Annotated in this window: 2 protein-coding genes and 1 tRNA gene; 2 read left to right on the forward strand and 1 reads right to left on the reverse strand. The window is 46.4% G+C overall.

Features of this window, described 5'->3' with window-relative positions:
* The first annotated feature begins 74 nt into the window (after positions 1 to 74).
* Positions 75 to 728 carry an acetyltransferase domain-containing protein gene (locus B5D58_RS13340; RefSeq protein ID WP_050731266.1) on the forward strand — a complete coding sequence of 218 codons (654 nt, stop codon included), beginning with the start codon at positions 75 to 77 and terminating at the stop codon, positions 726 to 728.
* Positions 729 to 1,864: 1,136 nt separating this feature from the next.
* On the opposite strand, the gene B5D58_RS13345 is transcribed toward B5D58_RS13340, so the two are convergent.
* A tRNA-Ser gene (locus tag B5D58_RS13345) sits at positions 1,865 to 1,955 on the reverse strand.
* A gap of 181 nt (positions 1,956 to 2,136) precedes the next feature.
* On the opposite strand from B5D58_RS13345, the gene B5D58_RS13350 reads away from it, so the two are divergent.
* On the forward strand, positions 2,137 to 2,625 hold the full coding sequence (locus B5D58_RS13350) for a cytochrome c (protein WP_234989092.1): 489 nt from the start codon (positions 2,137 to 2,139) through the stop codon (positions 2,623 to 2,625).
* The last annotated feature ends 93 nt before the right edge of the window (positions 2,626 to 2,718 follow it).

Genomic DNA, 2,718 nt, shown 5'->3' on the forward strand with positions numbered 1-2,718 from the left:
GCGGGCGCTCCCGTGTAATATCTGTCCCATAATTCCTCCTGTGTCGGTAGCAAATCATACAATACACCATCACAATGCGGGACCAAACAGGTAGTTTCGAAGTATTCAACAGTGGCTACGACTTTTTTATCGCCTACCCGTTGCTGCCCTGGCCGGGAGTGATGTTGTTGGGCTACTTGTTCGGAGGTTTATACGTTAAATATCCACAGCATATCGTGCGGTGGTCAGCTTTATTGGGTTTTGCATCTTTGTGTTTGTTTGTCCTGTTGCGAGTCTGGGGGCACTATGGTGATCCCTCTCCTTACGTTGGCCAGCCGACTGCGATTTTATCCGTTCTATCATTTTTGAACGTGAGTAAATACCCGGCATCGCTGCAGTTCGTTACGGTCATGCTGGGGTTGTGCCTCTTGTTGCTCGCATTTGCCCAGCGTTTCCAGTTCTGGGGTGCCAGTGTGCTCTCTACTTTTGGCAGGGTTTCCTTGTTTTTCTATTTGCTGCATATTCCTTTGATTAACCTGTCCTCACAGCTTTGGCTGGCACTCAGCTACGGTCGAGCCGTGAATATGCTGACCGCTAGCTCCAGTGATTGGCCAGAAGGCTATGAGCCGGTTCTGTGGCGAGCTTATCTGGTGTGGGCCGTACTTCTCGGTATTACATATTTCTTTTGCCGAGCCTATGGGCAGTTGAAATCAACCCGGCGGGATATTTGGTTGTTACGCTGGATATAATTGTGTATGGAGTTTGGCGACGCTATGCCAAGGAATCTCTGAAAAACTACCTGCGTTGTCATTTTTGCGTTAAAAATAGGCTCAAAATGCTTATTTATTACGTATAAACTCGGCTTTTTACTCGGCACCAGCGCCTCGCCTTACGGGCCAGCCTTACGGCTGTTCGCTACGCTTTGCTTGCGTCACCGATTTTTGCCTTGAACTGACTGCCTCGCTGACGTTTTTCAGAGGTTCCCTAAGTTTCATTATTTTTTAAGTCATACTGGAACAGAGGGTTGGTAGAGATGTTAACCTTTTGTTATGTCGTTAAAAAAACAGATACGTTAACCGGCTCGCTACTTTGCCACCGGTCTGGATGTATCTCAGATTACGTTACTTGATAATCTAACTGCAATACCGCGACTGATACCTCAAGCGATTCATAAACGTATTGCCGAGCACTGCGAACTCGTATCCAGCGAAATTGAAGTGGATGAGTCCTTCCTTAGCGCACACCAGGTTAAAGGTGAGTAAGAACATATTCTACCTGCATCCCAAGGAGTGCAAATTTCAGTATAACTATCGGAACCAGAACCGAGTGCCGCTATTTTGTTAGCCATCAAGAACGATACTTTTGATTATTCTGTAATATTTCCAAATGTCTAAAAACGTTCAGATTTTCTTCCCGGGTTTGATTCCTTTATAAAGAAAAGCGGGTGTCAGATACAGAAACCCATATCAGACCAGGTACACATATGTATCAAAACAGTAGAAAAAATTGTGGCAGTATCTGATTCTGGACAAAGCAAACGAGCAGGTAAGTAGGCTGCAGGCAACTATTCGGGATTATCTAATAGTTGCGGGCAATTGATGCCTTACCATAAAACTGAGTAAACCAATCAGTGGCCGAGTGCGTTATGACAATTATGATGTAAGCAGTCTTGGTTATCTGCCTTTTTGGCAGAATCATCCCCTGTCCGCCATCCCTCCTCCTATGACAGGGGATTTTCTTATGGTGTACAGTGGTTTTGTATAGTGAAGTCTGTCAACCGTGAAAATGTTGACCAGAAAGCTAGCCAGATGACATAAAAATATGACCAAATATACTTAAATATGGTCTGCTTAATTTATTAAGCAACTGATTTTATTGACGATAATGGCGGAGAAGGCGGGATTCGAACCCGCGGTACGGTATTACCGTACACACGCTTTCCAGGCGTGCACCTTCAGCCACTCGGTCACTTCTCCTTGCCCTGTCAAACGCGGCCGTAAAGGATAAACCAGATTCACATCGGGAGCAATACGTGGTGGGTTGTCGGGTGCTTCTGCGGGTATTGTCATCCGGTTGTTTGCCTGGGGTGTTTACTAATATTCATGATGTGGTGAGAATGATATGTTTCCGGCTCATCCCACAATAAAGGAGGTTGATTTGAAGAAAATTTTTACAATTGTTTTGGGTTTTGTCATGACTGCTGCCATGGCTGATGGAGTTGATCAGCGCCAGATTCTGCCCATGAATGAGATGCAGCGTAATCATCTGCTGAGCGAAATGCGTATGTTGCTGACCGGCACAGGTGCCATTCTGGAGGCACTTGCACAGGATGATAGAGCCGCTGCCGCACGCCATGCCCGTTCACTTGGAACGGATATGCCGCACAAAATGGAAGGGCACATGGATAACATTCTGCCCGAGCAGTTCATGCAGTTGGGCATGGCCATGCATCAGGCGTTTGACAGGATTGCACAGGATGCGGAATCGGGGAAGGATACGAAGCATACGTTGCAGCAATTGAGTGAAACGCTGGGGCGTTGCACGGCGTGTCATGCCACCTATCAGATCAGTACTGGCAGGCAGCTTGCCGGGCAAGGTTCACAAAAAAATCACGGGGAGCATGGAGCGCATTCACATACGTATTAGGTGTAGTAGTTGAGATCTGATCTGACAGTTACCCGATTTGACGAGTGCCTGTTAGATCAGATTCAGTTATTCAATTCGGTAATTTTATCGTCC

Source organism: Nitrosomonas europaea, from assembly GCF_900167395.1.
Lineage (GTDB): Bacteria > Pseudomonadota > Gammaproteobacteria > Burkholderiales > Nitrosomonadaceae > Nitrosomonas > Nitrosomonas europaea.